Origin of the sequence: Micromonospora sp. NPDC005205 (assembly GCF_040608275.1) — a bacterium.
Taxonomy (GTDB): Bacteria; Actinomycetota; Actinomycetes; order Mycobacteriales; family Micromonosporaceae; genus Micromonospora.
Genome location: NZ_JBEXHV010000028.1, coordinates 1 through 24,972 on the forward strand (window position 1 = coordinate 1; position 24,972 = coordinate 24,972).

Annotated in this window: 22 protein-coding genes and 1 pseudogene; 14 read left to right on the forward strand and 9 right to left on the reverse strand. The window is 70.7% G+C overall.

All coding sequences use genetic code 11. The features are described 5' to 3' along the window. Positions 1-92, forward strand: a pseudogene (locus ABZU43_RS30985) (phytochelatin synthase); the annotation flags it as partial. 65 nt (positions 93-157) lie between these two features. Here ABZU43_RS30985 and recQ read toward each other — a convergent pair. Continuing rightward, the gene (gene recQ, locus ABZU43_RS30990) at positions 158-2,002 is read right to left on the reverse strand and encodes a DNA helicase RecQ (protein ID WP_355009939.1); all 1,845 of its coding nucleotides are present in this window, start codon (positions 2,000-2,002) and stop codon (positions 158-160) included. 76 nt (positions 2,003-2,078) lie between these two features. Further along, positions 2,079-2,423 carry a hypothetical protein gene (locus tag ABZU43_RS30995; protein WP_355009940.1) on the reverse strand — a complete coding sequence of 115 codons (345 nt, stop codon included), beginning with the start codon at positions 2,421-2,423 and terminating at the stop codon, positions 2,079-2,081. A 253-nt stretch (positions 2,424-2,676) separates the two neighbouring features. Here ABZU43_RS30995 and rapZ point away from each other — a divergent pair, with 253 nt between their 5' ends. The 8 genes from rapZ (at position 2,677) to ABZU43_RS31035 (ending at position 9,773) form a co-directional block, all read left to right on the forward strand. Continuing rightward, on the forward strand, positions 2,677-3,579 hold the full coding sequence (rapZ, locus tag ABZU43_RS31000; protein WP_355009982.1) for an RNase adapter RapZ: 903 nt from the start codon (positions 2,677-2,679) through the stop codon (positions 3,577-3,579). Next, positions 3,576-4,643 carry a 2-phospho-L-lactate transferase CofD family protein gene (locus ABZU43_RS31005; RefSeq protein WP_355009941.1) on the forward strand — a complete coding sequence of 356 codons (1,068 nt, stop codon included), beginning with the start codon at positions 3,576-3,578 and terminating at the stop codon, positions 4,641-4,643. The genes rapZ and ABZU43_RS31005 overlap by 4 nt, the downstream gene beginning before the upstream one ends. Before the next feature lie 54 nt (positions 4,644-4,697). Beyond that, the gene (whiA, locus tag ABZU43_RS31010; protein WP_210785006.1) at positions 4,698-5,678 is read left to right on the forward strand and encodes a DNA-binding protein WhiA; all 981 of its coding nucleotides are present in this window, start codon (positions 4,698-4,700) and stop codon (positions 5,676-5,678) included. 263 nt (positions 5,679-5,941) lie between these two features. Next, a complete protein-coding gene (gene gap / locus ABZU43_RS31015) occupies positions 5,942-6,946 on the forward strand; it encodes a type I glyceraldehyde-3-phosphate dehydrogenase (protein ID WP_124853956.1) in 1,005 nt (334 codons plus the stop codon). Further along, positions 6,943-8,142 carry a phosphoglycerate kinase gene (locus tag ABZU43_RS31020; RefSeq protein WP_355009942.1) on the forward strand — a complete coding sequence of 400 codons (1,200 nt, stop codon included), beginning with the start codon at positions 6,943-6,945 and terminating at the stop codon, positions 8,140-8,142. The genes gap and ABZU43_RS31020 overlap by 4 nt, the downstream gene beginning before the upstream one ends. Next, positions 8,143-8,934, forward strand: coding sequence for a triose-phosphate isomerase (gene tpiA / locus ABZU43_RS31025; RefSeq protein ID WP_355009943.1), 792 nt, complete (start codon positions 8,143-8,145; stop codon positions 8,932-8,934). Between the two features lie 96 nt (positions 8,935-9,030). Next, positions 9,031-9,291: a preprotein translocase subunit SecG gene (secG, locus tag ABZU43_RS31030; RefSeq protein WP_121653040.1), complete on the forward strand. Its 261-nt coding sequence runs from the start codon at positions 9,031-9,033 to the stop codon at positions 9,289-9,291. Between the two features lie 140 nt (positions 9,292-9,431). After that, entirely contained in the window at positions 9,432-9,773 is a 342-nt protein-coding gene (locus ABZU43_RS31035) for an RNA polymerase-binding protein RbpA (protein ID WP_124853953.1), read from the forward strand. A 17-nt stretch (positions 9,774-9,790) separates the two neighbouring features. On the opposite strand, the gene pgl is transcribed toward ABZU43_RS31035, so the two are convergent. The 6 genes from pgl to tkt form a co-directional block, all read right to left on the reverse strand. Further along, positions 9,791-10,561 (reverse strand): 6-phosphogluconolactonase, encoded by a 771-nt coding sequence (gene pgl, locus ABZU43_RS31040; protein WP_355009944.1) that lies wholly within the window; start codon positions 10,559-10,561, stop codon positions 9,791-9,793. 143 nt (positions 10,562-10,704) lie between these two features. After that, positions 10,705-11,721, reverse strand: coding sequence for a glucose-6-phosphate dehydrogenase assembly protein OpcA (locus ABZU43_RS31045; protein WP_355009945.1), 1,017 nt, complete (start codon positions 11,719-11,721; stop codon positions 10,705-10,707). Further along, positions 11,718-13,271, reverse strand: coding sequence for a glucose-6-phosphate dehydrogenase (gene zwf / locus ABZU43_RS31050; RefSeq protein ID WP_355009946.1), 1,554 nt, complete (start codon positions 13,269-13,271; stop codon positions 11,718-11,720). The genes ABZU43_RS31045 and zwf overlap by 4 nt, the downstream gene beginning before the upstream one ends. A gap of 2 nt (positions 13,272-13,273) precedes the next feature. After that, positions 13,274-14,923, reverse strand: a complete 1,650-nt coding sequence (locus ABZU43_RS31055) for a glucose-6-phosphate isomerase (RefSeq protein ID WP_355009947.1) — start codon at positions 14,921-14,923, stop codon at positions 13,274-13,276. After that, positions 14,920-16,095 (reverse strand): transaldolase, encoded by a 1,176-nt coding sequence (tal, locus tag ABZU43_RS31060; protein ID WP_355009948.1) that lies wholly within the window; start codon positions 16,093-16,095, stop codon positions 14,920-14,922. The genes ABZU43_RS31055 and tal overlap by 4 nt, the downstream gene beginning before the upstream one ends. A gap of 15 nt (positions 16,096-16,110) precedes the next feature. Then, a complete protein-coding gene (tkt, locus tag ABZU43_RS31065) occupies positions 16,111-18,249 on the reverse strand; it encodes a transketolase (protein WP_355009949.1) in 2,139 nt (712 codons plus the stop codon). A gap of 266 nt (positions 18,250-18,515) precedes the next feature. Here tkt and ABZU43_RS31070 point away from each other — a divergent pair, with 266 nt between their 5' ends. The 3 genes from ABZU43_RS31070 to ABZU43_RS31080 all read left to right on the forward strand — a co-directional run bounded on the left by ABZU43_RS31070 (position 18,516) and on the right by ABZU43_RS31080 (position 21,183). Next, the gene (locus tag ABZU43_RS31070) at positions 18,516-19,469 is read left to right on the forward strand and encodes a heme o synthase (protein WP_355009950.1); all 954 of its coding nucleotides are present in this window, start codon (positions 18,516-18,518) and stop codon (positions 19,467-19,469) included. Between the two features lie 444 nt (positions 19,470-19,913). Beyond that, complete coding sequence (locus tag ABZU43_RS31075) at positions 19,914-20,249, forward strand: hypothetical protein (RefSeq protein ID WP_355009951.1); 336 nt, start codon at positions 19,914-19,916, stop codon at positions 20,247-20,249. Positions 20,250-20,262: 13 nt separating this feature from the next. Further along, positions 20,263-21,183, forward strand: coding sequence for a hypothetical protein (locus ABZU43_RS31080; RefSeq protein WP_355009952.1), 921 nt, complete (start codon positions 20,263-20,265; stop codon positions 21,181-21,183). Between the two features lie 430 nt (positions 21,184-21,613). Here the strand turns inward: ABZU43_RS31080 and ABZU43_RS31085 are convergent, their stop codons facing one another. Then, positions 21,614-22,579: a COX15/CtaA family protein gene (locus tag ABZU43_RS31085; protein WP_355009953.1), complete on the reverse strand. Its 966-nt coding sequence runs from the start codon at positions 22,577-22,579 to the stop codon at positions 21,614-21,616. Between the two features lie 176 nt (positions 22,580-22,755). On the opposite strand from ABZU43_RS31085, the gene ABZU43_RS31090 reads away from it, so the two are divergent. Both ABZU43_RS31090 and sufB read left to right on the forward strand, forming a co-directional pair. Beyond that, positions 22,756-23,478, forward strand: a complete 723-nt coding sequence (locus ABZU43_RS31090; protein WP_355009983.1) for an HTH domain-containing protein — start codon at positions 22,756-22,758, stop codon at positions 23,476-23,478. After that, the gene (gene sufB / locus ABZU43_RS31095) at positions 23,475-24,905 is read left to right on the forward strand and encodes a Fe-S cluster assembly protein SufB (protein WP_091403689.1); all 1,431 of its coding nucleotides are present in this window, start codon (positions 23,475-23,477) and stop codon (positions 24,903-24,905) included. The genes ABZU43_RS31090 and sufB overlap by 4 nt, the downstream gene beginning before the upstream one ends. The last annotated feature ends 67 nt before the right edge of the window (positions 24,906-24,972 follow it).

Here is a 24,972-nt window from a genome sequence, read left to right on the forward strand (position 1 = left end):
CCGACTCCGCCGACCCCAACCAGGCCGCCTACCAGATCAGCGTCGAACACCTCGCCGACTGGATCGCCACCCGCGGCTACGCCACCAGCTGACCCAACCCACACCACATGACCCAAGGGCCGGACCCCACCACGGGGCCCGGCCCTTCGGCATGACCTCAGTCGGTGGCGAGGACGGCCAGAATCTGCTCGCCGTACTTGGCGAGTTTGTTCTCGCCGACCCCGCTGACCTTGGACAGGTCACCTAGCGTGCTGGGCGCGTCGCTGGCGATCTGTCGCAGTGTCGCGTCGTGAAAGATGACGTACGCCGGGACGCCCTGTTCCTTGGCGGTGGTCGCGCGCCAGGCTCGCAACCGCTCGAAGAGCGACGCGGCGGCCGGGGTCAGCTCGGCCACGACGGTGGACGCGCCGCGCGGCTTCGATGAGCGGCTCGATGCCGGCTTCTCCGGCTCGCGACGCATGGTGACCGTGCGGCGGCGAGCGAGGACGTCGGCGCTCGCCTCGGTCAGCGCCAGCGTGCCGTAGTCGCCCTCGACGGCGAGGAGCCCTTCGGCGAGCAGTTGGCGGACGACGCCCCGCCACTCGGCCTCGCTGAGCTCGGAGCCGATGCCGAAGACGGTCAGGGAGTCGTGACCGTACTGGTTGATCTTGTCGGTCTGCTTGCCGAGCAGGATGTCGATGCAGTGCCCGGCGCCGAAGCGCTGGTTGCGTTCGCGGTCGAGGCGGAAGACGGCGGAGAGCAACTTCTGGGCGGCGACGGTGCCGTCCCAGGTCTCCGGTGGGGTGAGGCAGGTGTCGCAGTTGCCGCACGCCGCCGTCGTCGTCTCGCCGAAGTATTCGAGCAGTTGGACCCGCCGGCAGCGCACCGTCTCGCAGAGGGCGAGCATCGCGTCCAGGTGCGCGGCCAGGTTGCGGCGGTGGGCGAGGTCCCCGTCGGACGTCTCGATCATTTTGCGTTGCTGGACCACGTCCTGAAGCCCGTACGCCAGCCAGGCGGTGGACGGCAGACCGTCACGGCCGGCGCGGCCGGTCTCCTGGTAGTAGCCCTCGACGGACTTGGGCAGGTCGAGGTGCGCGACGAACCGCACGTCGGGCTTGTCGATGCCCATGCCGAAGGCGATGGTGGCCACCATGACCAGGCCGTCTTCCCGCAGGAAGCGCTGCTGGTTGCGGGCGCGGGTGCCCGCGTCCAACCCTGCGTGGTACGGCAGCGCGGCGACCCCGTTGGCGGTGAGGAACTCCGCCGTCTTGTCGACCGAGGCACGGGACAGGCAGTAGACGATGCCGGCGTCGCCGGGGTGCTCGTCGCGTAGCAGGGTCAGCAACTGCTTGCGGGGCTCGCGCTTGGGCACGATCCGGTACTGGATGTTGGGCCGGTCGAAACTGGCCACGAAGTGCCGGGCGTCGTCGAGGTTGAGCCGGGTCGCGATCTCGGTGCGGGTGGCGCTGGTCGCGGTGGCGGTCAGGGCGATGCGGGGCACCTGTGGCCAGCGTTCGTGCAGCATCGAGAGCGCGAGATAGTCGGGGCGGAAGTCGTGCCCCCACTGGGACACGCAGTGCGCCTCGTCGATCGCGAACAGGGAGATGCGGCCCCGGTCGAGCAGGGCGAGGGTGGATCGGACGCCGAGCGCCTCCGGGGCGAGGTAGAGCAGGTCCAGCTCGCCGGCGACGAAGGCGGCCTCCACCCGTCGTCGGGCGTCCAGGGTCTGGGTCGAGTTGAGGAACCCGGCGCGTACGCCGACCGCGGTGAGGGCGTCCACCTGGTCCTGCATGAGCGCGATCAGCGGGGACACGACGACGGCGACCCCGTCGCGGACCAGGGCCGGGATCTGGTAGCACAGGGACTTGCCGCCACCGGTGGGCATCAACACCAGCGCGTCGCCGCCGGCGACCACGTGGTCGATCACGTCCTGCTGGAAACCGCGGAAGGCGTCGTAGCCGAACACCCGGCTCAGCACGTCCAGGGCGTCGGAGGCGGCCCGCAGGTCGGTGGGAGAAGCCATCCGGGGAGTCTACGAGCCAACCCCGACAGCGCCCGCCCGGCTCACCCGGGTCGGGTGGGCCGGACGGGCGGGGCGGTCAGCCGGGCTGGCTGGACCGGTTGGCCAGGCCGCGTGGCGGGGCCTTCATCCCGATCACGATGTCGACGATCTCGATGTAGCGGGCCTTGTTGCCCATGCGGAAGGCGGTGGCCGCCGCGTTGATCTCCTCCAGGGTGTCGGCCTCGACCATGGTGACCTGGTCGTACGTGCCGTTCACCCCGGTGCAGACGACGTGGGTGAGCTGCTTGGCGAAGCGGCCCAGATCACGGGCGTGCTCGGCGGAGATCTCGTGGATGCCCTCACGTCCGAGGGCGAAGTACTCGGGGTTGATCCGCATGAACAGGAAGCCCACGTACTTGTTCTTGTCCGCCAGGTCGTGCATCGCACCCTCCCAGATATCGGCCTTGACCTGCGGTTATCGCAAGGAGCGTATAGACAGTTACTGATCGTCATCAAGTGCGCGCACTGTCGGGAGCGCGACCGCCGGGCGCTCGGTGTGCGCCGTCCGGCCACGGGTGCCGGGCGGCGACCGGGTGGCGGGATAGAGTCGCTGATTGACCAATCGCGGCCGAGGGCGGCCGCGGCGCCACGGCTTGGGGGTACGGGTGAGCGAGGCGCGCACAGCCGGGGACCGGATCGACGGCCCGGATGCCAATGACGAACAGGTGGCGGCTGAGTCGGAGACCACACTGGTGGTGGTCACCGGCGTCTCCGGGGGTGGCCGCAGCACTGTGGCCCGGGCGTTGGAGAACGTCGGCTACTACGTCGTGGACAACCTGCCGCAGGCCCTGATGCTGGACATGGCCGAGCTGGCGTTCAAGGCGGGCGGGGCGGCTCGGCGTACCGCGATGGTGCTGGACGTGCGGTCGCGGGCCTTCTCCACCGACCTGGCAGGGGCGATCCGGGAGCTCAAGGAGCGCGGATTCTCGCCCCGGGTGGTCTTCGTCGACGCCGACGACGAGGTGCTGATCCGGCGTTTCGAGAGCGTTCGCCGTTCGCATCCGTTGCAGGGTGACGGGCGGCTGGCCGACGGCATCGCCGTGGAGCGTGGCCTGCTGGAGGAGGCCCGTGACCAAGCCGACGTGATCATCGACACCAGCCATCTGAACGTCAACCAGCTCCGGCGCCGCATCGAGGAGCTGTTCGGTGGCGAGGACGCCCGCCGGCTGCGGGTCACCGTGTTGTCGTTCGGCTTCAAGTACGGCCTGCCGCCGGACGCCGACTTCGTGTTGGACGCCCGCTTCCTGCCCAATCCGTACTGGGTGCCGGAGCTGCGTGAGCACACCGGGCGGGAGGAGGCGGTCAGCGCGTACGTGCTGGGCCAGGAGGGCGCCGACGCCTTCGTCGCCTCGTACGCCGACCTGGTCAACGCCACCACGACCGGGTTCGAGCGGGAGGGCAAGCGGTACCTCACGGTCGCCGTGGGCTGCACCGGCGGCAAGCACCGCAGCGTGGCCATCGCCGAGGAGTTGGCCAGCCGACTGCGTCACTCGGGGTTGGCGGCGAACGCCCAGCACCGCGACCTGGGGCGGGAATGACGGCCCGGCGGGTGGTGGCGTTCGGCGGCGGGCACGGTCTGTCCGCCTCGTTGCGTGCGCTGCGCCACTGCGCCCCCGAACTCGACCTCGACATCACCGCGGTGGTCACGGTGGGTGACGACGGTGGTTCCAGTGGTCGGTTGCGGGCCGAGCGGGGTGGCCTGCCGCCGGGAGATCTGCGCCAGGCGTTGGTGGCCCTGGCCGGTGACCACCCGGCCACCCGGCGCAGCGCCGGGCTGTTCCAGCACCGCTTCGCCGCCGCGCCGGTGGGCGTACCCGGATCCGGCGCGACCGGCCGGGGCCTGGCGGCGGGCGACGACGCGGGCCGGGACGGCGCGGCTCCGCGCGGCACCGACGGGGCGTCTGCCGGCACCGACGGTCTGACCGGGCACGCGGTGGGCAACCTGGTGCTCTGCGGCCTCATGGAGTTGCTCGGCGACCCGGTGGCGGCGCTGGAGCACGCCGGCGCGATGCTCGGCGCGGTGGGCCGGGTGTTGCCGATGTCCCGCCAACCGGTCGGCATCGAGGCGCGGGTACGCGGTGCCGACCCGGCCGCCCCGGACGAGGTGTGCACGGTCAGTGGCCAGCACCAGGTGGCCGTGACCACCGGGCGGGTCGAGTCGTTGCGCCTCACCCCGAGCGCCCCACCGGCGTGCGCCGAGGCCATCGAGGCGATCCGGGCGGCCGATTGGTTGATCTTCGGGCCGGGCAGCTGGTACACGAGTGTGCTTCCGCACCTGCTGGTGCCGCAGTTGGCCGACGCGATCGTGTCCACCTCGGCCCGGCGGCTGGTCACGCTGAACCTCGCCGCGGAGAAGGAGACCCTGGGGCTCTCCGTCGCCGATCATCTCGCGGCACTGCACTGGTACCTGCCCGAACTCAAGGTCGATCTTGTGCTCGCCGACGCGAAGGCGGTGGGTGACCCCGAACCGGTCGAACGTGCGGCAGAATCGCTGGGTGCCCGCCTGGTCCTCGCCCCCGTCGCCGTTGTCGACGGGACTCCCCGCCATGATCCGGCTGCCCTGGGCGCCGCGCTGGTGCCTGTCCTGGGCGCCGATCGTTAGACACGTACGTAATCTCCGGCGACACGCCGGAACAGGTCCGTGAGGGGACGCACAATGGCGATGACGGCCGCGGTCAAGGACGAGCTGAGTCGGGTCGACGTGCCCAAGCCCTGCTGCCGGCGGGCGGAGATGGCCGCGCTGCTGCGCTTCGCCGGCGGGCTGCACATCGTCTCCGGCCGCGTGGTGGTGGAGGCGGAACTGGACACCGGGGCGGTCGCCCGGCGGTTGCGCCGGGAGGTCGCCGAGGTCTACGGCTACCCCAGCGAGATCCACGTGCTGGCCTCCGGTGGGCTGCGCAAGGGCAGCCACTTCATCGTGCGGGTGGTCAAGGACGGCGAGGCCCTCGCGCGGCAGACCGGCCTGCTCGACGTGCGGGGTCGCCCGGTGCGGGGGCTGCCCCCGCACGTGGTGGCGGCCAACGTCTGCTGCGCGGTCTCGGCGTGGCGGGGCGCGTTCATGGCGCACGGCTCGCTCACCGAGCCCGGCCGCTCCAGCGCGCTGGAGATCACCTGCCCGGGGCCGGAGTCCGCGCTGGCGCTGGTCGGCGCGGCCCGCCGCATCGGCATCACCGCGAAGAACCGCGAGGTACGCGGGGTGGACCGGGTGGTCGTCAAGGACGGCGACGCGATCGCCGCGCTGCTCACCCGGATCGGCGCGCACTCCAGCGTGCTGGCCTGGGAGGAGCGTCGGGTACGCCGCGAGGTGCGGGCCACCGCCAACCGGCTCGCCAACTTCGACGACGCCAACCTGCGCCGGTCGGCGCGGGCGGCGGTCGCCGCGGCCGCCCGGGTCACCCGTGCGCTGGAGATCCTCGCCGACGAGGCGCCCAACCACCTGACCGACGCCGGGCGGCTGCGCCTGGAGCACCGGCAGGCGTCGCTGGAGGAGTTGGGCGCCCTGGCCGACCCCCCGCTGACCAAGGACGCCATCGCGGGACGGATCCGCAGGCTCCTGGCGCTGGCCGACAAGCGGGCCCGGGACCTTGGCATCCCGGATACGGAAGCGGCCGTCACGCCCGACATGCTCGTGGTCTGATAGGACGGTGGGGCCGCACGGTGTGCCCGGGAGCACGACCCGGCGCAGCGTGGTCTCGCACGCTCGGATAGGGTCGCTGCGTACGGCAAGGGGGCCGACACAGGCACGCCTCGTCGTGCGCACCGCCTCGGGCGGTCAGGTCCTCAGACCGCGGCGGGGTGGCCGAGACGAACCTTCAGCGGCCGGCTCCAACGGTCGGCGCACACCACTCCGCCGGCCCGTTGTCTGAGGCCGGCAGACCAGAACGCGAGGAGATGGAACCTGTGACTATCCGGGTTGGCATCAACGGCTTTGGCCGAATCGGCCGTAACTTCTTCCGGGCAGTGCTGGCGTCTGACGCCGACATCGAGGTCGTGGCGGTGAACGACCTGACCGACAACGCGACGCTTGCCCACCTGCTCAAGTACGACAGCATTTTGGGTCGCCTGCCCTACGAGGTCAAGGCCACCGCCGACGAGATCACCGTCGGTGGCAAGACCATCAAGGCGTACGCCGAGAAGGACCCGTCGAAGCTGCCGTGGGGCGAGGTCGGCGCCGACGTCGTCATCGAGTCGACCGGCTTCTTCACCGACGCCACCAAGGCCAAGGCGCACGTCGACGGTGGGGCCAAGAAGGTCATCATCTCCGCCCCGGCGAAGAACGAGGACGTCACCGTCGTCATGGGTGTCAACCACGACACCTACGACCCGGCGAAGCACACCATCATCTCCAACGCTTCGTGCACCACCAACTGCCTCGCGCCGATGGCGAAGGTCCTGCACGACACGTTCGGCATCCAGCACGGTCTGATGACGACGATCCACGCGTACACCCAGGACCAGAACCTCCAGGACGCGCCGCACTCGGACCTGCGTCGTGCCCGGGCTGCCGCGCTGAACATCGTCCCGACCTCGACCGGCGCCGCCAAGGCGATCGGCCTGGTCCTTCCGGACCTCAAGGGCAAGCTCGACGGCTACGCCCTGCGGGTGCCGATCCCGACCGGCTCGGTCACCGACCTCACCGTCAACGTCGGTCGCGAGACCACCGTGGACGAGGTCAACGCCGCGCTGAAGGCCGCCGCGGACGGCCCGCTCAAGGGCATCCTGGTCTACAACGAGGACCCGATCGTCTCCACCGACATCGTGACCGACCCGGCGTCGTGCATCTTCGACGCGCCGCTGACCAAGGTCGTCGGCAACCAGGTCAAGGTCGTCGGCTGGTACGACAACGAGTGGGGCTACTCCAACCGCCTGGTCGACCTCGTCAAGCTGGTCGGTTCGTCGCTGTGAGCATCCGGACCCTCGACGACCTGCTCGCCGAGGGGGTGTCGGGTCGGCGCGTGCTGGTGCGCGCCGACCTGAACGTCCCGCTCGACAAGCAGACCGGTGCGATCACTGATGACGGGCGCATCCGCGCGGTGCTGCCGACCCTCGGCGCGCTGGTCGAGGCCGGCGCGAAGGTGGTCGTCTGCTCGCACCTGGGCCGCCCGAAGGGCGCTCCGGACCCGCAGTTCAGCCTGGGCCCGGTCGCCGGGCGGCTCGGTGAGCTGCTGGGGGCGCCGGTGCACTTCGCCACGGACACCGTGGGTGAGTCGGCCCGCGCCACCGTCGCCGACCTGGCCGACGGCCAGGTCGCACTGCTGGAGAACCTGCGTTTCAACGCGGGCGAGACCAGCAAGGACGAGGCCGAGCGGGGCGCCTTCGCGGACCAGCTCGCCGCGTTCGGCGACGTGTACGTGGACGACGCGTTCGGTGCCGTGCACCGCAAGCACGCCAGCGTCTTCGATGTGCCGGCCCGGTTGCCGCACGTCGCGGGTCGGCTGGTGCTGCGTGAGGTCGAGGTGCTTTCCAAGCTCACCGGTGACCCCGAGCGCCCGTACGTCGTGGTGCTCGGTGGGTCGAAGGTGTCCGACAAGCTCGCCGTGATCGAGGCTCTGCTGCCCACTGTCGACCGGCTGCTCATCGGTGGCGGGATGTGTTTCACCTTCCTCAAGGCCCAGGGCCTGGAGGTGGGCACCTCGCTGCTGGAGAAGGACATGGTCGACACCTGCCGCAACCTGCTGGAGCGGTCCGACGGCAAGATCATGCTGCCGGTCGACGTGGTGGTGGCGGACGCGTTCGCTCCGGACGCGGCGCACGACACGGTGCGGGTCGACGGCATCCCGAGCCACCGGCTCGGCCTGGATGTCGGCCCGGAGACGGTGGCTGGCTTCAGCGCCGCGCTGTCCCAGGCGAAGACGATCTTCTGGAACGGCCCGATGGGCGTGTTCGAGATGCCGGCCTTCGCTGCGGGCACCCGGGGGATCGCCGAGGCGATCACCAAGGCCGACGCGTTCAGCGTCGTCGGTGGCGGTGACTCCGCCGCGGCCGTCCGTGCCCTGGGGCTGGACGAGTCGTCCTTCGGGCACATCTCCACCGGTGGTGGCGCCTCCCTGGAATACCTCGAGGGCAAGACCCTCCCCGGCATCGCGGCCCTGGAGAACTGAATGTCGAGCACCACCCGCCGGCCGTTGATGGCCGGCAACTGGAAGATGAACCTCAACCACCTCGAGGCCAACCTGCTGGTGCAGAAGCTGGCGGCGAGCCTCACCGAGAAGCAGCTCACCGCCGTCGAGACGGTAGTGCTGCCACCCTTCACCGACCTGCGCACCGTGCAGACCGCGGTGGACGGGGACAAGCTGCTGATCGGCTACGGCGGGCAGGACCTCTCCCCGCACGCGTCCGGCGCGTACACCGGGGACATCTCCGGGCCGCTGCTGGCCAAGCTCGGCTGCACGTACGTGGTGGTCGGGCACTCCGAGCGGCGGGCCTACCACCACGAGGACGACGCGCTGGTCAACGCCAAGGTCAAGGCGGCGCTGACGCACGGCCTGACGCCGATCCTGTGCGTGGGGGAGGGGCTTGACGTCCGCGAGCAGGGCACCCACGTGGCGCACTGCTCCGACCAGCTCGACGGGGGCCTCGCCGGGCTCACCCCCGAGCAGGTGCGGCAGGTCGTGATCGCGTACGAGCCGGTCTGGGCGATCGGTACCGGCAAGACCGCGACCCCGGACGACGCCCAGGAGGTCTGCGGGGCGGTGCGTCAGCGACTGGCGCAACGCTTCGACCAGGAGACCGCCGACCAGGTTCGGGTTCTCTACGGCGGGTCGGTCAAGGCGTCCAACGTCGCCTCGATCATGGCCCAACCGGACGTGGACGGGGGCCTGGTGGGGGGCGCCAGCCTGGACGCCGAGGAATTCGCTCAGATCTGCAGGTTCCCGGAGCACCTCGCCCGCTGATCGCTCGGTATCCTTGACACCGCCCGTCCGCCGGTCGGTGCCGCCGTGCCCGATCAGACCGGGCGAGGATCGCTACGAGAGGAACTGACCCCAGCCATGCCGATCTGGTTCGCATACACGTTGATCGTGTTGCTGGTCATCACGAGCATTCTGCTTACCCTGCTGATCCTGCTGCACCGTGGCAAGGGTGGCGGTCTGTCGAGCATGTTCGGCGGTGGCGTCAGCTCCAGCCTCGCCGGCTCCTCGGTCGCCGAGAAGAACCTGGACCGCTACACCGTTCTGGTGAGCGTCGTCTGGTTCGCCGCCATCATCGGGCTCGGGCTCTGGCTGCGCCTCCAAATGAACAGCGGCGCCTGAGCAGGCTCAGTAAGTCGTACAATCTGCGCGCGGTTCGTCACTCGACGGGCCGCGCGCAGGCTTTTCTCCGCTGCACCGCGTCGCCCGCCGCTCCACCCCCGAAGACGGCGGGTCCCCTCCGACGACAGGAGCGAGCAGCCGTGCCGAATGGCAACGTTATCCGGGGAGCCCGGGTCGGGTCCGCACCGATGCGCCCCGACGAGCGGCACCAACCCGCCCCCCGACAGGACGTCACCTACTGGTGCCGTAACGACCACCGGGTCGACATTCGGATCGCCGCGGACGTCGAACCGCCACCCCTGTGGGACTGCCCCCGCTGTGGCCTACCCGCCGGTCGGGACGCCCAGAACCCGCCAGGTCGGGTCCGCGCCGAACCGTACAAGAGCCACCTGGCGTACGTGAAGGAGCGCCGTACCGCCGAGGAGGGAGAGGCCCTGCTCGCCGAGGCGCTCGCCGCACTGCGCCGTCGACGCGGCGAGTAGCGGGCTCCTCCGCCCGCTCAGCGCAGACTGCGCAGTCGGACGGGCACATCGGCTGCGGCCGTCCGGTCCAGCAACCAGCGGGTGCGGTTCACGCCGTGCACGCCGGCTGCCGGCAACTGCACCGGGCCTGCGCCGGCCAACGCCATACCCACCGCGCGAGCCTTGTCGGCGCCGGCGGCCACCAGCCAGACCTCCTCGGCGGTGTTGATCGCCGGCAGGGTGAGGGTGGTCCGCGTCGGCGGCGGCTTGGGGCTGCCCCGCACCGCGCTCACCGGCCGGGTCTCGTAGCCCACCGGGTGCTCGGGGAAGACCGAGGCCACGTGGCCGTCCTCGCCGACGCCCAGCATCAGCACGTCGAAGTGCGGCAGTGTGGCGTGCCCGGGCCCGGCGGCGCGGGCCAGCTCCTGCGCGTACTCGGCAGCCGCCGCCTCGGGGTCGTTGCCGGCCGGGCCGTCCGAAGCCGGCATCGCGTGCACCCTGGCCGGATTCAGCGGCACCACGTCCAGCAGGGCGGCCCGGGCCTGCGTCTCGTTGCGGTCCGGATCACCGGCGGGCAGGAACCGTTCGTCGCCCCACCACACGTCGACCCGGGACCAGTCCACCGCGTCGCGGGCCGGCAGCGTCGCCACCGCCCGGTAGACGGCCGCCGCGACCCGACCTCCGGTGAGCACCACCGAGGCTTCGCCCCGGTCGGCCTGGGCGTCGAGCAGCTTCACCAGCAACCGAGCCGCCACTGCCTGCGCCAGCAGGTCGGCGTCGGCGTGGACGGCGACACTCGCCTCACTCATGGTTGCGCCTTCGTTCGAGGACCGCGAGGCGGTCGCTGTCGTGCCCGGGGCGGTGTGCCCGAGGTGGTGGGGCGAAAACCCCGGAGATTGCGGGGCAGGGCCGGTGCGTACCGGCCCTGCCCGACGTTGTGCCCCGGCTGGGCTCAGCCCTCGCCGCTCGTGCCGACGTGCGCGGTCACCCCGGCCTCGGCGCGCTGTGCGGTGGCCGGATCCTTCCAGACGTGGACCCGCTGCGCGGGGCGCTGATCCAGACCTCGCAGCCCGACCGTCGCGCCCAGCGCCTCCGCGTACACCTGGTCGGCGTCCAGCCGGCGCAGCTCCTCGGCCAGTTCGTCGCCGAGCGGGCGGCGCACCAGCGGCAGGGCCCGGTCGTCCTGGCCCGTGCGCCGGAACACGGCCATGCTGTCCTCGCGGGTCAGCGTCAGCTGATCGCCGTTGGCGCAGCTGAGCTGCACCTCCCGCATCCGGGGGAACTCGTTGCTGTCCACCCGGCGTGGGGTGATGCCGAGCCGGCTGGACAGCCAACCGGCCATCAGCGCCGCCGTCGGATCAGTGGGAGGCGCGACGATCGTCGCCTCGGTGACCTGGGCGTTGGTGGTGTCGAACGCCCCGGCGACCAGGGTGCGCCACGGGGTGATCCGGGTCCACGCCAGGTCGGTGTCGCCCGGGGCGTAGTCCCGGGCCCGCTGCCGCAGCGCCTCCAACGGGTCGGCGGCCTGCGCGGAGTCGGTGATCCTCCGGTCGGCCACCACCCCGAGGAAGTCGGTGGCGATCTCCGCCGGCGGCTCGCCGTGCCACCAGGTGACCACCGGTACGTCGGGAACGAGCAGCGGCATCACCACCGACTCGGCGTGCAGGGACAACCGGCCGTACATCCGGGTGACCACCGCCTCGCACGGGCCGAGCCGGCCACCGACCACGATCTCCGCGTCCAGTCGGTTGCGGTCCCGCTCGATCTCCGAGCGGACCACCACCACGAGGCGGCACGGGTGCGCCGCGGCGGCGATCGTCGCGGCGGCCTCAGCCTCCCGGACCCGCTTCTCGTCCACCACCACGATGAGGGTGAGCGCCATGCCGCTGGCCACCCCGCCGGCGCTGCGCCGCTCGGCGGCGAGCGCCTTGACCACCTCGTTGCCGGTGGTGTCCCACAGCCCGATCATGCTCGTCTCCAGGCGCGGCCCTCGCGGGCCAGCATCTCGTCGGAGGCCCGGGGGCCCCACTCGCCGGCCCGGTACGGCTCCGGGGTGGTGCCCTCCCAGGCGTGCTCCAGGGGGTCGATCACCTGCCAGCTCTGCTCGACCTCGGCCGCGTCCGGGAACAGGGTGCGGTCGCCGATCAGCACGTCCAGCACCAGACGCTCGTACGCCTCGGGGCTGGACTCGGTGAACGCCTCGCCGTACTGGAAGTCCATCGCGATGTCGCGGACCTCCATTGTCGTGCCCGGCACCTTCGAGCCGAACTTGAGCACCACGCCCTCGTCCGGCTGCACCCGGATGACCAGCTGGTTGTTGCCCAGCGACTCCATGTCGGCGTCGTTGAACGGCAGGTGCGGCGCCTTCTTGAACATGATGGCGACCTCGGTGACCCGCCGGGGCAGCCGCTTGCCGGCCCGGATGTAGAACGGCACCTCCGCCCAGCGGCGGTTCTGGATGCCCAACCGCACCGCCACGTACGTCTCAGTGGTGGAGTCGGCGGGGACGTCCCGCTCTTCCAGGTAACCGACAGCGCGTTCGCCGCCGACCCAGCCCGGCAGGTACTGACCGCGGACGGTGTCCCGGGCGACGTCCTTCGGCAGGGTGATGGCCTTGAGCACCTTCAGCTTCTCAGCCCGGATCTCGTCGGCGTCGAAGCTGGTCGGCTCCTCCATCGCCACCAGGGCGAGGAGTTGGAGAAGGTGGTTCTGCAGCACGTCGCGGGCGGTGCCGACGGTGTCGTAGAAGCCGGCGCGGCTGCCGATGCCGACGTCCTCCGCCATGGTGATCTGCACCGAGTCGACGTACTTCGAGTTCCACAGCGGCTCGAACAGGTTGTTGGCGAACCGCAGGGCGAGGATGTTCTGAACCGTCTCCTTGCCCAGGTAGTGGTCGATCCGGAAGACGTCCTCCCGGGTGAACACGTCGTCGACGAGGTCGTTGAGGGCCTTCGCCGAGGGCAGGTCGTTACCGAACGGCTTCTCCACCACGACCCGGCGCCAACCGCCGGACTTGTCGTTGTCGGCCATCCCGGTGCGGGCCAACTGCTTGAGCACGACAGGGAACGCGGCCGGCGGGATGGAGAAGTAGAACGCCGCGTTGCCGGTGATGCCGTGGGTCTGGCGCAGATCGTCAAGCGTCGAGGCGAGGGTGTCGAAGGCGGCGTCGTCGTCGAACGAACCGCCAACGAACTTGATGTTGCCGGCCAGCCGCGCCCACACCTCGTCCCGCCACGGCGTGCGGGCGTGCTTGCGGGCAGCCTCGCAGGCCAACGTCTCGAAGTCGCCGTCACCCCAGTCCCGGCGCGCGAAACCGAGCACCACGAAGCCCGGCGGCAACAGCCCCCGGTTGGCCAGGTCGTAGACCGCAGGGAGCAGTTTCTTGCGGGCCAGGTCGCCGGTCACCCCGAAGATCACCAGAGCACAGGGCTCCGGGATCCGGGGCAACCGGCGGTCCTGCGGGTCGCGCAGCGGGTTCACCGAACCGCCTCCTGGCTCCGCCTCAGTCACGTCGTCCATCCTCACGCCCGCAGATCACCGGCCGCATCCAGTAGTTGGGCGACACCGGAGGCCCGGTCGGTGAGGTGCAACCGCAGCAACGGCCGCTCCCGACCGGCGAGAGCCTGCCGGTCGCCGGCGGCCTGCGCCGCCTGCAACTCACCGAAGGTGTACGGCTTGCCCGGCACCGCCAGGTCCTCGGCGACCGCGCCGGTCACCTGGAGATAGCTGCCCACCTGCGGGCCGCCCTTGTGGTACTGGCCAGTCGAGTGCAGGAAGCGCGGACCCCAGCCGAAGGTGACCGGTCGGCCACCCGCCTGCGCCAGCAGCGACCGCAGCTTGGCCGTGTCCGCGTCGGCGAACCGGTCGAGGTACGCCATCACCGCGAGGTAACCGTCGTCGCCCAGCCCGTCGAGCAGCCAGCGCAGCACACCGGCCAGGTCCCCGGGGGCGCCCTGCGGGGCGTACACCTCGATCGCGCCCTCGGTGAACGACGGCGTCTCCGCCGGCAGGCCCGAGGCCAGGATCTTGTTGGTGTTCTCCTTGGACTCGGTGACGTTCGGCTGGTTGAACGGGTCGATGCCGAGCACCACACCGGCCACCGCGGTGGCGTACTCCCAGGCCAGGAACTGCGCGCCCAGCGGGCCGTTGACGGCCACGTCCGGGTTGGCCCCGCCGCCCGGCATGTCACCGGGGGCCAGCGCGCCGCCGTAGCTGACCGTCAGCACGTCCGCGCCGGTGGCGCCGGGGCTCTGCGGAGACTCCACGACAACCGGCAGGATGCCCACCCCGGCCTTGCCCGTCGACTCGGCGATCAGCTGCTCGGCCCAGTCGCCGAGCCCGTCGATGCCGGTGCCGTCGGACACCAGGGCGACCTTGTCCCGGGCCAGCGTTGCCGCCGCGCCCAGAGCGGCGCCCAGCGCCAGCGCCGGGTTGTTCTGGTCCGCGCCGAGCGACGTGGCCAGCGCGTCGGCCTGGTCGAGCAGCTCCGCGACCTCGACCCCGGCCAGCGCCGAGGGCACCAGACCGAACGCGGTGAGCGCCGAGTAGCGGCCGCCGACGTTCGGGTCGGCGAGCACCGTGAACGCGCCCATCTCGGCCGCGGTGGCCTCCAGCGGCGAACCCGGGTCGGTGACGATGACGAAGTGCCGGCCGGCCTCCGCCTCGGTCATCCCGGCGTCCAGGAACGCCTGCCAGTACGCGCGCCGGTGGCTGTCGGTCTCCACCGTCGACCCGGACTTGCTGGCCACCACCACCACGGTGCGCTCCAGCCGGTCACCGAGCGCCGCCCGGACCTGGCCCGGGTCGGTGGTGTCCAGCACCGTCAACGGGCGGCCCAGCGTCTGGGTGATCACCTCGGGCGCGAGCGAAGAGCCGCCCATGCCGGCGAGCACCACGTGATCCAGGTCGGCCAGCTCCGCGCTCAGCTCGGCCAACTGGACGAGCAGCTCGCGGCTGCGCCGGTGGGTGTCCACCCAGCCCAGCCGGATCTTGGCCTCGGCCTCGGCGTCCGGACCCCACAGGCTGGCGTCCTTGCCCGCCAGCTTGCCCGGGACGCCGGCCTTGACCAGCGCGTCCCGGGTCGAGGCCGGCGCGGCCTTGTCGACCGCGTCCGCGCCGTACACGGAGAGCCCGGCGGCTGCCTCCACCGGCCCTGCAAGCAGGTCGCTCATGCGCCACCCGCCTTGTCGGCGGCCTTGGCGTTGCCCTTGGCGGCCTTGTTCGGCGCGCCGGTGCCCTGCGCCGCGGCCTTCAGCGACTTGGTCACCCCGTCGAGCAGCTCCTGCCAGCTGACCTCGAACTTCTCCACGCCCTCGCGCTCCAGGGTGACGATCACGTCGGCCATGTCCACCCCGACCGACTCCAGGTCCGCGAAGACCTTCCGGGCCGCGTCGTAGGCCCCGGTGACGGTGTCACCGCGGGTCTCGCCATGATCGGCGTACGCGTTGACGACCGACTCCGGCATCGTGTTGACAGTGCCGGGGGCGATCAGCTCCTCGACGTAGATGGTGTCCTTGTAGTCCGGGTTCTTCGTCGAGGTGGACGCCCACAGCGGCCGCTGCGGGTGCGCGCCGGCTGCGGCGAGCGCCTTCCAGCGGTCCGAGGCGAACACCTCGGTGTAGCGCTCGTACGCCAGTTGGGCGTTGGCGACGGCGGCCTTACCCCTGAGCGACTTGGCCTGCTCGGAGCCGATCTTCTCCAGCCGCTTGTCGACCTCGGCGTCGACCCGGGAGACGAAGAAGGACGCGACCGAGCCGATCTTCGACAGGTCGTGGCCGTTGGCCTTGGCCTGCTCCAGGCCGGCGAGGAAGGCCTCCATGACCGCCGAGTAGCGGTCCAGACCGAAGATCAGCGTCACGTTCACGCTGATTCCCTCGGCGAGCGTGTCGGTGATCGCCGACAGGCCCTCCTCGGTGGCCGGGATCTTGATGTAGAGGTTGGGCCGGTCGACAAGCCACCACAGCGCCTTGGCCTCGGCGACGGTCTTGTCCGCGTCGTGCGCGCTGCGGGGGTCCACCTCGATCGAGACGCGGCCGTCGACGCCGTCGCTGCCGTCGTACGACGGGCGCATCACGTCGCAGGCCCACCGCACGTCGTACGTGGTGAGCATGCGGACGGCCTCTTCCACGTCCACGTCACGAGTAGCGAGGTCGCGCAGTTGCCAGTTGTACTCGTCGGCGTCGCTCAGGGCCTTGGCGAAGATCGTCGGGTTGGTGGTGACACCGGCCACGTGCTTCTCGCGGCGGAGCTGGTCCAGCCCGCCGGAGCTCAGTCGTACCCGGGAAAGGTCGTCGAGCCAGACCGCCACTCCCGCGGCGGTCAGCTCATTCAGCTTGTCGGTCATGCCGTCCACGCTCCCTCAGTTGCCGGTCGTGAAACCGGTGATGTCGCCCACCCGGGCCAGCGAGGCGTGTGCCGCCGCCACGATCCGGTCACCGGTGAACCCGAACTGCTCGAAGAGCACGGTGTGCGGGGCACTCGCGCCGTAGTGCTCGATGCTGACGCTCTCGCCCAGGTCACCGACGATGCCGCGCCAGGACATCGCGATGCCCGCCTCCACGCTCACCCGTGCCTTTACCCCGCGGGGGAGCACCGATTCCCGGTACGCCTCGTCCTGCTCGTAGAACCACTCCTGGCACGGCATCGAGACGACCCGGGTCGGGGTGCCGTCGGCCTCCAGCCGCTCACGGGCGGTCAGGCAGAGCTGCACCTCGGAGCCGGTGCCCACGATGATCACCTGGGGCTTGCCGTTGGACGCCTCGGCCAATACGTAACCACCCTTGGTCACGCCCTCCGCGCTGCCCAGGACGTCGCGGTCCAGGGTCGGCAGCGGCTGACGACTCAACGCCAGCGCGGTGGGCCGGTCGGTGTGCTCCAGCGCCTGCCGCCACGCCCAGGCGGTCTCGTTGGCGTCGGCCGGGCGGACCACGTCCAGGCCGGGAATGGCGCGCAGCGCGGTCAGGTGCTCCACCGGCTGGTGGGTCGGGCCGTCCTCGCCGAGGCCGATCGAGTCGTGCGTCCAGACGTAGGTCACCGGCAGCTTCATCAGCGCGGCCAGCCGCACCGACGGACGCATGTAGTCGCTGAACACCAGGAACGTGCCGCCGTAGGGGCGGGTGCCGCCGTGCAGGGCGATGCCGTTGAGGATCGCGCCCATGGCGTGCTCACGGATGCCGAAGTGCAGCGTGCGGCCGTACTCGTGGCCGGGGAAGTCCTTGGTGGCATGGGCGGCCGGGATGAAGGACGGCTCGCCCTTCATCGTGGTGTTGTTGCTCTCGGCCAGGTCGGCCGAGCCGCCCCACAGCTCCGGGAGCACCGGCGCGAGCGCCTCCAGCACCTTGCCGGAAGCGGCCCGGGTGGCCACACCCTTGGCGTCCGCAGGGAAGACCGGCAACGCGTCGGTCCAGCCGTCGGGGAGTACGCGGCCAGCCAACCGCTCGTAGAGCGCGGTGCGCTCCGGGTTGGCCTTCTTCCAGGCGTCGAACGCGGCGGTCCACTCCTGCTCGGCCGCGTCGCCGCGCCCCATCACGGTGCGGGCGTGGCTGAGCACCTCCTCGTCGACCTGGAAGGTCTGCTCCGGGTCGAAGTCGAGGATCCGCTTGGTGGCCTTCACCTCATCGGCGCCGAGTGCCGAACCGTGGATCTTGCCGGTGTTCTGCTTGTTGGGCGCGGGCCAGCCGATGATGGTGCGCAGCGCGATGAAGGAGGGGCGGGCGGTCTCCGCCTTGGCGGCCACCAGCGCCGCGTACAGCGCCTCGGCGTCCTCGTGGTAGTCGCCCTGGTCGGCGTCGCCGCTGCGCCAGTCGACAGTCTGCACGTGCCAGCCGTACGCCTCGTAGCGGGCGGCCACGTCCTCGCTCTTGGCGATCCGGGTGTCGTCCTCGATGGAGATCTCGTTGTCGTCGTAGATCACCGTGAGGTTGCCCAGCTGCTGGTGCCCGGCGAGGGCGCTGGCCTCGTGGCTGATGCCCTCCTCGATGTCACCGTCGGAGACGATGCACCAGATGTCGTGGTCGAAGACGGACGCGCCGAGCTCGGCCTCGGGGTCGAACAGGCCGCGCTCGCGGCGGGCCGCCATGGCCATGCCGACCGCATTGCCCAGACCCTGCCCGAGCGGGCCGGTGGTGGTCTCCACGCCCGGCGTGTGCCCGTGCTCGGGGTGCCCCGGCGTCTGCGAGCCCCACTGCCGCAGCGACTTGAGGTCGTCCAGGCTCAGCGGGTAACCGGAGAGGAACAGCTGGATGTAGAGCGTCAGGCTGGAGTGCCCGGCGGAGAGGACGAACCGGTCGCGGCCGGGCCAGTTCGGGTCGGCCGGGTTGTGCCGCATGACGCGGTTGAAGAGGAGGTACGCCGCGGGCGCGAGGCTCATCGCGGTGCCCGGGTGACCGTTGCCGGATTTCTCTACGGCGTCCATGGCCAGCACGCGGACGGTGTCTACGGCCCGGCGATCGAGGTCGGACCAGTTCAGTGCGGGGTGCTCGGGTCGTTTAACAGCCACGATGGTTGTGCTCCTCGGCAGATGGGCGGAACCCTCACCGATGACCTTATCGAGCGTCCCTAAACATGCGCCCGGGGATCTGCGCATGGTGTGCGCTACGTGACCATCCGGATGCTCGGTTCAACCCGGTGGTGTGACGGCCCGCACCGTTGTCGGGTCGGCCGGGCAGCCAAAACGACGACGCGTAGTGTGTGGGGCGGTATGCGGATCCGTGCGGTCCCGACCGATCCGATCTCCCCGTGCCCGATGCCGGAAGGTGGCAATCCGTGAGCATGATCACCGAGCGCCCCGCGAGCAACCCGGCCGGGCCACACCCGGCGCGGGCGGCCGAAGGCCCGGTGGCCCGACGGGACGTACGCGCGGTTCTCTCGGCGTACGTGTCGCTCACCAAGCCGCGGATCGTCGAGTTGCTGCTGGTCACCACCATCCCGGCGATGATGCTCGCCGAGGGTGGGCTGCCGTCGCTGTGGCTGATGGCCATCGTGCTGATCGGCGGCTCGCTCGCCGCCGGTGCGGCAAGCGTCCTCAACTGCTACATCGACCGCGACATCGACCAGCTGATGCGGCGTACCAAGCGTCGGCCGCTGCCGGCACACACCGTGTCGCCGCGGAGCGCGCTGATCTTCGGTCTGGTGCTGGCGGCGGTGTCCGTAGCCCTGATGGCGGCGTTCACCAACCTGCTGGCCGCCGGGCTGACCCTCGCCGCGATCGCCTACTACGACCTCGTCTACACCCTGTGGCTCAAGCGTTCCACCCCGACGAACACCTTCTGGGGCGGCGCCTGCGGGGCGGCACCGGTGCTGATCGGGTGGGCCGCGGTGACCGGCTCACTGGCGCCGGCCGCCTGGGGGCTCTTCGCTGTGGTCTTCTTCTGGCAGATGCCGCACTTCTACCCGCTCGCCATGAAGTACAAGGACGACTACGCCCGGGCCGGCATCCCGATGCTGCCGGTGGTGGCCTCGATCCGTCGGGTGAACGCCGAGATTCTGATCTTCGCGTGGCTCACCGTGCTCACCTCCCTGGCCGTCTGGCCGCTGGGGCTCAGCGCGATCTACGGGGCGCCGACCCTGGTGGTGGGCGCCATCTTCATCCTCGAGGCACACCGACTCTGCCGGCGCGCGACGCGCGGCGAGGCGGTCAAGCCGATGCGGCTGTTCCACTGGTCGACGACGTACCTGACGATCGTCTTCGTGGCCGTCGCGCTCGACGCGCTGATCTGACCCGTCCCGGCCGACTCCGCTCCCGCTGTCCACGTGCGGTGGCCTGCGCCCGTCGGCTCCGCTCGCTGCCTTCCACCGCGCCGCGTTCGGCTTCCCGGCCCTCGCGATGGCCGTCTGCGGCGTTGTCCGTCCTGCCAGGTTGTCAGCCCAGCCGGCACCCAGCGGCTCGGGTCGGCGGCGATCGATGCCGCTGATCTACTGACTAATCACGGACGTGGATGAGTTGTCCGGGTTTAACGTCACATCAGAGTAACTTTCTGCATGAGTCGGATCGGCTCAACCTGGGAGGGTTGGGGGGCGGTTTGCCGACGCGCTTTGGGCGTAAAAGTCGGTAAATAACCGGACAGCAAACCTGTGGTCGTCCTTAAACCTGTAGGTAATTGGCATCACAAAAGGTTCATGGTTCTCGCCCGACGGCGTGCAAGTCTGCTTAGGCTTCGCGTCATGGCAGATGGTTCCGATACGACGCTGACCGCTGAGCAGACCGCCGGCGAGCAGGCGCCCCAAAGCCTGGTTGCGGGTCTCAAGGCGTTCGCCGCAGAACACGGCGGCGCGAAGGCGGTCATCGAGTACGTCGGCAAGCGCGGCGCGCGAATCGTCCTGGTCGGTGCCGACGGTGAGTGGGGCGACCAGTTCGCCGACGACACCGTCACCGCCCGGGAGGCGTGCGCCAAGGCGGGAGTCACCGTCGAGAACGCCTGGGAGCGTGAACTGATGGACCAGATGCGTCCGAGCAACGACCTCTGGCGGTCGATGGCCCGGCGCACGATGGCCCGCTGAACAGACAGCTGAATTGACCACATATCACCAGTCGACCCGGGGGGAACCCCGGGTCGCTCTCGTCACCTGCTCCGACCTGGCCGACCTCGACCCGGACGACCGGCTGGTCCTCGCCCCGCTCGCCGCCCGTGGCGTCGCCGTCCAAGCCGCCGTCTGGGACGACCCCGACGTCGACTGGTCTTCCTTTGACCTGGTCGTGCTCCGCTCACCCTGGGACTACGCGCTGCGCCGCGACGAGTTCGTGTCCTGGGCGTCGACCGTGCCGACGCTCGTCAACCCGGCCGACGTGGTCCGCTGGAACACCGACAAGCGCTACCTCGCCGAGCTGAGCGCCGCCGGCGTGCCAACCGTGCCAACAGCCTGGATCATGCCGGGGGAGAGCTGGCAGCCGCCCGCCGAGACCGGCGAGTACGTGCTCAAACCCGCCGTCAGCGCCGGCAGCCAGGACACCGGCCGGTACGACCTGGCCGACCCGGAGCACCGCGACCTGGCCGCCGCACACGTTCGCCGACTCTCCGAGGCCGGCCGGGTCACCATGGTCCAGCCGTACCTGCGGGCCGTCGACACCGAAGGCGAGACGGCTCTGCTCTTCCTGGCCGGCCCCGAAGGGCTCGCGTTCAGCCACGCGATCCGCAAGGGTCCGATGCTGTCCGGGCCGGACCTCGGTCCGGACGGGCTGTACAAGGCCGAAGAGATCACCGCCCGCACCGCTCGCCCCGAGCAGTTGGCGGTGGCCGAGCAGACCCTCGCGACGGTGCCCGGCGGCACCCGACAGCTGCTCTACGCCCGGGTCGACCTGATCCCCGGCGCGGACGGCGAGCCGGTCCTGGTCGAGCTGGAGCTGACCGAGCCGTCGCTCTTCATCGGGTACGCGGACGGCGCCCCCGAGCGCCTCGCCACCGCGATCACCACTCACCTGGCCCGCAACGCCTAACCACTCACACAACAAGCCACTCCCGAACGGCCGCCCGCGCCGCGCGCTCGTGCGTCCGGCTGCCGCGCGTCCGCGCGTCCGTGCTGCCGCGCGTCCGTGCTGCCGCGCGTCCGTGCTGCCGCGCGTCCGTGCTGCCGCCGGCAAGATTGCGCAACATCTTGGTTCTAGTGGCTTCCCGGCGTTCCGTGGCCACTACATCCTGGTTCGAGTGTGATCTTGGTGGCCGGGGGCGCCAGGGGCGGGGTTCCGGTCTCCCCAGGGGCGGCGTTCGTCGTCAAGATCCGCGCAGGATCAGGGACGTTGCTGTCTCCGGCGGGTCGGAGGCAGCAATATCGGGGATGTTGCTCGGATCTTGGGCGCGGGGCGCGGGGCGCGGGGCGCGGGGCGCGGGGCGCGGGGCGCGGGGCGCGGGGCGCGGGGCGCGGGGCGGTCAGGCGGTGACTGGTACCGGGGCGGCGGCGTCGGTCGGGGTGGCCTGGGGGGCCGGCGCGACCGGGCGGCGTTCCCGGGTGGACCACTGCACCGACAGCGCGGCCAGCAGTACCAGGCAGGAGCCGAGCATGTGTGCCCCGACCAGGAGCGCCGGCACGTGGGTGAAGTACTGCACGAAGCCGATCAGGCCCTGGCCCAACTCCACGGCGACCAGGATGATCGCGGCGCGGGTGGCCCGCTGCGCACCGACGGCGCGGAACGCGAAGATCAGCGCCACCGACAGGCCGATCAGCAGGAAGACCCCGTCCGCGTGCACCTGGGAGATCGTCTCCGGGTCGAGCCCGTTGCGGGCGGCGCCGTGGTCGCCGGCGTGCGGGCCGCTGCCGGTGACCCAGGTGCCGACGACCAGCACGGCGACGGTGACGCCGGTGGTGACCCGGGCCAGCGCGCGCAGCGGTGCGGGCACCACGGCCACGGTCGGGCCGTCGGGGTCGCCGATGCGTCGCCAGAGGGCGTACGCGGCGGCGATCACGGCCATCGAGGCGAGGAAGTGCAGCCCGACCACCCACGGGTTGAGGTTGGTCAGCACGGTGATGCCGCCGAGCACCGCCTGGGCGGGGATGCCCAGGAAGACCGCCACGGCCAGTGCGAGGAGCCCGGGTCGGCGGGGCCGGTGCAGCAGTACGGCCAGCAGCGTGGCCAGCGCGATCAGACCCACCGCGAAGGTCAGCATCCGGTTGCCGAATTCGATGACGCCGTACACGCCCATCTCCGGCGTGGTGACGTAGGAATCGTCTGTGCACCGGGGCCAGGTGGGGCAGCCGAGGCCCGAGGCGGCCAGTCGGACGGCCCCGCCGGTGACGACGATGCCCACGTTCGCGATGATCGAGGCGAGCGCGAGGCGGCGCAGCAGGATGCCGGAGACCGGACGGACGATTCGGTTCACGGCGCAAATCCTACGCACCGTAGTGATCGAGGTTCGTCCGACTCCGTCGGTGCGGTGGTTGGGATCACCGGGGCCCGGGTTTGCGACCCTCCGGGTAATTACGTAACGTTGGCGTTGTGAAAAACGCGGCGGCGCTCTCCGGGCACCAACCGACGGCCGTGCCGGCCGTCGGTGCGTCCGCGTCCGCGCCTGCCGTGACCACGCCGGTCGGCCCCGCCGGGCCGGCGGCGGCCGAGGTCTCCACCCGGGATCGGGTCACCCAGTTGCTGTTGGAGCAGGGTGCCACCACCGCCGCGCAGCTTGGCGCGGCGCTCGGGCTCAGCCCGGCGGCGATTCGCCGACACCTCGACGCGATGCTTGCGGATGGTGACGTGTACGCCCGCGAGCAGCCCGTGCAGGGCAGTCGCGGTCGGGGCCGCCCGGCGAAGGTGTTCCTGCTGACCGAGGCCGCCCGGGTCCGCTGTGGCACACACCACTACGACAACATGGCCACCGCCGCGCTGCGCTGGATCGCCCGCAGCGGCGGCCCGGACGCGGTGGAGGCGTTCGCCACCGAGCAGGTGTCCGCTCTCGAGTCCCGCTGTCGGGCGGCCATGGAGGATGCGGGCGACGACCCTCTCGCCCGAGCCGAGGCACTTGCCGCAGCGCTCACGGGCGAGGGTTACGCTGCCAATGCGACCACGATCGCCTCTGGCGGCCAGCTCTGTCAGCACCACTGCCCGGTGGCTCACGTGGCCGCCGAGTTTCCTCAGCTGTGCGAGGCCGAGACCGCGGTCATCTCCCGTCTGGTCGGCACCCACGTGCAGCGTCTGGCCACCATCGCGCACGGCGACGGGGTGTGCACCACGCACATCCCGACCCAGCCGGGCCGTGCTCAATCCGGTAATCCCGTAACCACTGTGAGGACAGATAGATGACCGAGCAGATCGTCCAGCCCCTGACCCAGGAAGAGCAGCTCGCCGCCCTGGGCCGGTACGAGTACGGCTGGTCCGACCCGGACGCCGCCGGGGCTGTCGCCCAGCGTGGCATCAACGAGGCGGTGGTGCGGGACATCTCGGCCAAGAAGAACGAGCCGGCGTGGATGCTCGACCTGCGGCTGAAGGGCCTGCGGCTGTTCGGCCGTAAGCCGATGCCGGCGTGGGGCGCGGACCTCACCGGGATCGACTTCGACAACATCAAGTACTTCGTCCGGTCGACCGAGAAGCAGGCCACCAGCTGGGAGGACCTGCCCGAGGACATCAAGAACACCTACGACCGGCTGGGCATCCCGGAGGCGGAGAAGCAGCGGCTGGTCGCCGGTGTCGCGGCGCAGTACGAGTCGGAGGTCGTCTACCACAAGATCCGCGAGGACCTTGAGGAGCAGGGCGTCCTCTTCCTGGACACCGACACGGCGCTGCGCGAGCACGAGGACGTCTTCAAGGAGTACTTCGGCACCGTGATCCCGGTCGGCGACAACAAGTTCGCCGCCCTGAACACCTCGGTGTGGTCCGGTGGCTCGTTCATCTACGTGCCGAAGGGCGTGCAAGTCGAGATCCCGCTGCAGGCCTACTTCCGGATCAACACGGAGAACATGGGCCAGTTCGAGCGGACGCTGATCATCGTCGACGAGGGTGCGTACGTGCACTACGTCGAGGGCTGCACCGCGCCGCTCTACTCCTCCGACTCGCTGCACAGCGCGGTCGTGGAGATCATCGTCAAGAAGAACGCACGTTGCCGCTACACGACCATCCAGAACTGGTCGAACAACGTCTACAACCTGGTCACCAAGCGCGCCGTCTGCCACGAGGGCGCGACCATGGAGTGGGTCGACGGCAACATCGGCTCCAAGGTGACCATGAAGTACCCGGCGGTCTACATGACCGGCGAGCACGCCAAGGGCGAGGTGCTCTCGGTGGCGATGGCCGGCGAGGGTCAGCACCAGGACGCCGGCGCCAAGATGGTGCACGCCGCGCCGCACACCTCCTCGACGATCGTGTCGAAGTCGATCGCCCGTGGCGGCGGCCGCACCTCGTACCGGGGTCTGGTGCAGGTGCTGGAGGGTTCGCACCACAGCCGGAGCACTGTCAAGTGCGACGCGCTGCTGGTCGACACGATCTCCCGCTCGGACACCTACCCGTACGTCGACATCCGCGAGGACGACGTGTCGATGGGGCACGAGGCGACCGTCTCCAAGATCAGCGATGACCAGCTCTTCTACCTGATGAGTCGTGGTCTGAGCGAGGACGAGGCGATGGCGATGATCGTGCGCGGCTTCATCGAGCCGATCGCCAAGGAGCTCCCGATGGAGTACGCCCTGGAGCTCAACCGCCTGATCGAGCTTCAGATGGAGGGCGCGGTCGGCTGACGCCGCCGCTCCCTCGTGACGGGTCGGAACCTCGGCCCGTCACATCCGGCCCCAACTCGTCGTCACG